We start from the raw sequence: 4,044 nt of genomic DNA on the forward strand, positions 1-4,044 counted from the left end.
GGTTATCTCACCGAATTTGGCAAGTTCTTTACCCACCTCTTCTAAACTAATTTCTGGTGTACTTACCAAATTAGAAGTCATATACTCTAACTTAAAATACTCGTCTTCTTCACCAACAACCTTCACCATTTTGGTTACTATTTTGGCAATAGAATTGACAAACCAAATAAGTACTAGCACATTAATTACATTAAATGCTGTATGGAAAATAGAAAGAGCTATAGGAATAGCAGCTGCACTCTGAAAAGGTGACACACCATCATCTGAAGAAAGGTAGACATCTATAACATTAAGAAATACCGGCATCAAAAGTAACATCCATGCTACGCCAAACATATTAAAAATGAAATGTGCTCTTGCCGTTCTTTTAGCATGAACGTTCGCCACCAGGGCCGCTATGTTGGCCGTAATAGTAGTACCTATATTTTCACCTAACACCATTGCAGCTGCAATATCAAAGGTTATCCATCCCTCGTTGGCCATAACCAACGTAAGTGCCATGGTTGCACTGGAAGATTGAATTACCACTGTTAGCAAGGTGCCTATGAGAACGAAAATGAGTGTGGATAAGAATCCTAAATCTGTATAGGATGACAGAAAACTTAATATTTCCGGATTTGATTTAATATCAGGAACAGAACCTTTTAATAAATCCAACCCCATAAATAAAAGGGCGAAGCCTATAATAACTTCACCCCAGGATTTTATTTTTGTTTTCGATGAGAAAATCAGTGGAAAACCAAAGGCAATTAAAGGCAATGCTGCGGCTCCAATTTTTATCTTAAAACCTACTATGGATATGATCCAGGCAGTGATTGTAGTTCCAATATTGGCACCCATAACAACACCAATAGATTCTACTAATGATAAAAGCCCTGCATTCACGAAGCTCACAACCATAACCGTAGTTGCTGATGATGACTGAACCAATGACGTTATCAAAAAACCTGTGAGTACTCCAGCTACTCGGTTGGAGGTCATCGCTCGAAGGATTTGGCGCATCTTTTCACCAGCCACTTTTTGTAGCCCTTCACTCATAACCTTCATGCCATATATGAAAAATCCCAGTGAACCGAGTAGGGTTAAGAGATCAAGAAAGGAATAACTCATGTAGTTTTAAAGCACTAATTTTCAGCCTGTAAAAGTAGCGTTTCAATTGGGTAATAAAATCTAATCTCATATTAACTTTATGTTAAGCTAAAGAAATTGATTTTTAAAAAATTTACTTTTTGACTGTTATTGATTGGTAATGAAAGGTGTAAAATTAACATTACCTTCATACCAATTATTCAACTAAGGTCATAGTAAAAGTTACTTTTGCAGGCTTAAAACCACCACCCTGAATACTTTTAAAACCATAAATTATAGCCTACAGATCATCATCTCTTTGATGCTCTTTCTTTTTGCGATAGACTTAATGGCAGAGTCATTCAATTTTGTGGGTAAAGGAGTAGCAGAATCTATTTTAGTTGCAACATCAAATCCATTTATTGGACTATTTATCGGACTACTGATCACTGCCATAATTCAAAGTAGTTCTACCAGTACCTCCATGATTGTGGCGGCTGTTGCGTCAGGCTCAATAACATTGGCAGATGCAGTACCAATGATTATGGGTGCCAATATTGGAACTACACTTACAAGTACAATTGTTGCACTAGGTTACATAACTAGCAAAAACGAGTTTAAGCGTGCACTTGCTGCTGGCACCGTACATGACTTCTTTAATATACTTACAACGCTCATTTTATTTCCACTGGAATACTATTATGGTTTCCTTTCATATTTTGCCCAGCAAATTGCAAACTTCTTTTTAGATCCTTCTTTAAGTGTTTCAGATACTGCAATCGGATTTAAGTTATTTGATGCGATACCCATAACGAAGTTTATAATAAGTAGTGTTGGAAATGGCCTTATTACTATCATTATTTCATTCGTACTGCTCATTGTATCTTTGAAATATTTATCTAAAAAGATTTCAAATGTATTAATAGCTAATCCAAAGGATAATCTAAAAAATCTCATTTTTAATAACCCATGGAAGTCTTTCGGGTTTGGTGCTGGCATAACTGCAGCTGTTCAATCAAGCTCGATAACCACATCATTGGTAATCCCATTTGTGGCCACCAATAGAATAGAACTAAAAAATGCCATGCCGTTTATTTTGGGTGCCAATATTGGAACTACGATAACTGCATTTATTGCTGTACTATTTAAATCTAATGCAGCTATGAGCATAGCAGTTACTCATTTGCTTTTTAATGTTATAGGTGTACTTATTTTTCTGCCATTTCCTGTCATGAGAAATTTAATAATTTCCATGGCCAGTAAATTTGGATCAATGACTTTCAAACATCGGTTAATTGGTTTTACTTACATTATTTTTACATTTTTTATCATACCTTTTGCACTGATTTTCTTTAATAAAACCAATACCAAAATTACCGAATTAACATATTTAAATCAGAATAATACCGAGCGGGTTGTAATATATAAGTCTGCTGTCTCAAAAGACTATCCATTTACTATGCCTCAAAACGAATCGGATTTTGGCACTATGCGTGACAATCTTGTTCATGTAAACAGAAAAAATAATATTGTTTTCTTTAATAAAGATTTCTTCATTTTTAATGATGTTGGCTTCTGTTGGGACAATGAAAATTCAGATGGTAAATTTAATATTTGTATCACAGATATAGAGACCGAAATAGACATCAATGAATCACAAAAACTAGACTCTGTCTATAATTTCGACCTCACCTATTACAATCAGGCAGATATTGATTCTATTTCCTATACGTACAAGGTTAGTGCTATTCAAAACGCATTATACCAAGTAGTTAAGAAGGATAAAAATGGCAAGATTATCGCCAAAGAGACCCTCTCTTCCTTTGTAGAAAAATATTAGACTACGCATTGTAGCAAGCATTTATTTCATTCGTCTATCGCATTGCTTATATTCGTTATATACAAATTGTATTTAAGTGAGCAGCAACAAAGGAATATGGAAATTATTGGGGTTTGATGGCATTCTTGATAATGTGAAGGCCCTGGTAGACACACGCGTTAAGCTTATTAAGCTTGAAATTAAGGATGAATTAGCTAAAACATTAGCCAATACCTTAATTGGTATTATTTTAATCAATCTATTATTCTTTGCGCTTTTACTGGTAAGCATTGGTGTATCCATTTATTTAGGCCAGGAAATGGGAAATTATTTTCACGGATTTCTCATTGTGGCAAGTTTCTATTTTATATTGTTTATAGTATTGCTACTCTTGAAGAAAAAAATTGGATTGAAAGAGGCTATTGAAAAAGAGTTAAACAAGGTTTTTGGTATTGATAAGTGATTGTTATGAATAGCAAAGTTAAATTAGAAAACCTGTCTAAAGAACAAGAGAAAGTATTGGAAAAAGAACTGGAAGCCATTTCAGAAAAGGGTCGGCAGTTAGCTACTAATACGCTAATTATTGCTGGCGGACTGGCACTATCCTATCTTATTTTCAAGGCACTCTTTTCTTCTGAAACCAAAAAACAAAAAAAGAAAGTTAAGAAAACCCAGGAAATAGAAGGTGAAGAAATAGAAACTGATACATCTGTTTTTGGACAAATAAGTAGCACACTGGCTAAAGAAGCGATGGTTTTTCTATTGGGTTTGGCAAAAGAAAAATTGGTAGAGTATTTAAATTCGCGTAATGAATCTGCTGAAAGACATTCAATCAAGGAAAAAACTCAATAGAAAATCGCTGGCCGTACTTATTGATCCAGACAAGGTAGAAGATCCGAATGCAATTTTGAATCTTATTGCTTTGGCTAAAGAATGCTATGTAGATTTTTTCTTTGTTGGTGGCAGTTTACTTACACAAGATAATTTTCAACCAATCGTTAAGTTACTGAAAGAAAAGTGCGACATACCGGTAATACTTTTTCCCGGTAATAACATGCAGATTTCAAACTACGCAGATGCTATTTTATTTTTAAGTCTTATCTCTGGCAGAAATCCTGATTTCCTGATTGGGCAACATGTAAACGCAGCACCTTTGT

General features: G+C 34.6%; 5 protein-coding genes. 4 read left to right on the forward strand and 1 reads right to left on the reverse strand.

From position 1 onward, the window contains the following. On the reverse strand, window positions 1-1,110 hold a 1,110-nt coding region (locus RLO81_RS00860), incomplete at its 3' end, for a Na/Pi cotransporter family protein (RefSeq protein ID WP_350105849.1). A 280-nt stretch (window positions 1,111-1,390) separates the two neighbouring features. Between RLO81_RS00860 and RLO81_RS00865 the strand changes: the two genes are divergently transcribed. The 4 genes from RLO81_RS00865 to RLO81_RS00880 form a co-directional block, all read left to right on the forward strand. Next, window positions 1,391-2,908 carry a Na/Pi symporter gene (locus tag RLO81_RS00865; RefSeq protein WP_350105852.1) on the forward strand — a complete coding sequence of 506 codons (1,518 nt, stop codon included), beginning with the start codon at window positions 1,391-1,393 and terminating at the stop codon, window positions 2,906-2,908. 76 nt (window positions 2,909-2,984) lie between these two features. Beyond that, complete coding sequence (locus RLO81_RS00870; RefSeq protein ID WP_350105855.1) at window positions 2,985-3,350, forward strand: phage holin family protein; 366 nt, start codon at window positions 2,985-2,987, stop codon at window positions 3,348-3,350. 5 nt (window positions 3,351-3,355) lie between these two features. Then, a complete protein-coding gene (locus RLO81_RS00875; RefSeq protein WP_350105858.1) occupies window positions 3,356-3,739 on the forward strand; it encodes a hypothetical protein in 384 nt (127 codons plus the stop codon). Then, the coding region (locus RLO81_RS00880; protein WP_350105861.1) for a geranylgeranylglyceryl/heptaprenylglyceryl phosphate synthase at window positions 3,696-4,044 on the forward strand (349 nt) is incomplete at its 3' end. The genes RLO81_RS00875 and RLO81_RS00880, both read left to right, overlap by 44 nt.

Origin of the sequence: Fulvivirga sp., from assembly GCF_040220315.1 — a bacterium.
GTDB lineage: Bacteria > Bacteroidota > Bacteroidia > Cytophagales > Cyclobacteriaceae > Fulvivirga.

Excerpts from the sequence above, each read along its gene's own strand:
- RLO81_RS00875 (WP_350105858.1), top strand. The coding sequence starts at position 3,356 with ATGAATAGCAAAGTTAAATTAGAAAACCTGTCTAAAGAACAAGAGAAA.
- RLO81_RS00865 (WP_350105852.1), top strand. The coding sequence starts at position 1,391 with ATGCTCTTTCTTTTTGCGATAGACTTAATGGCAGAGTCATTCAATTTT.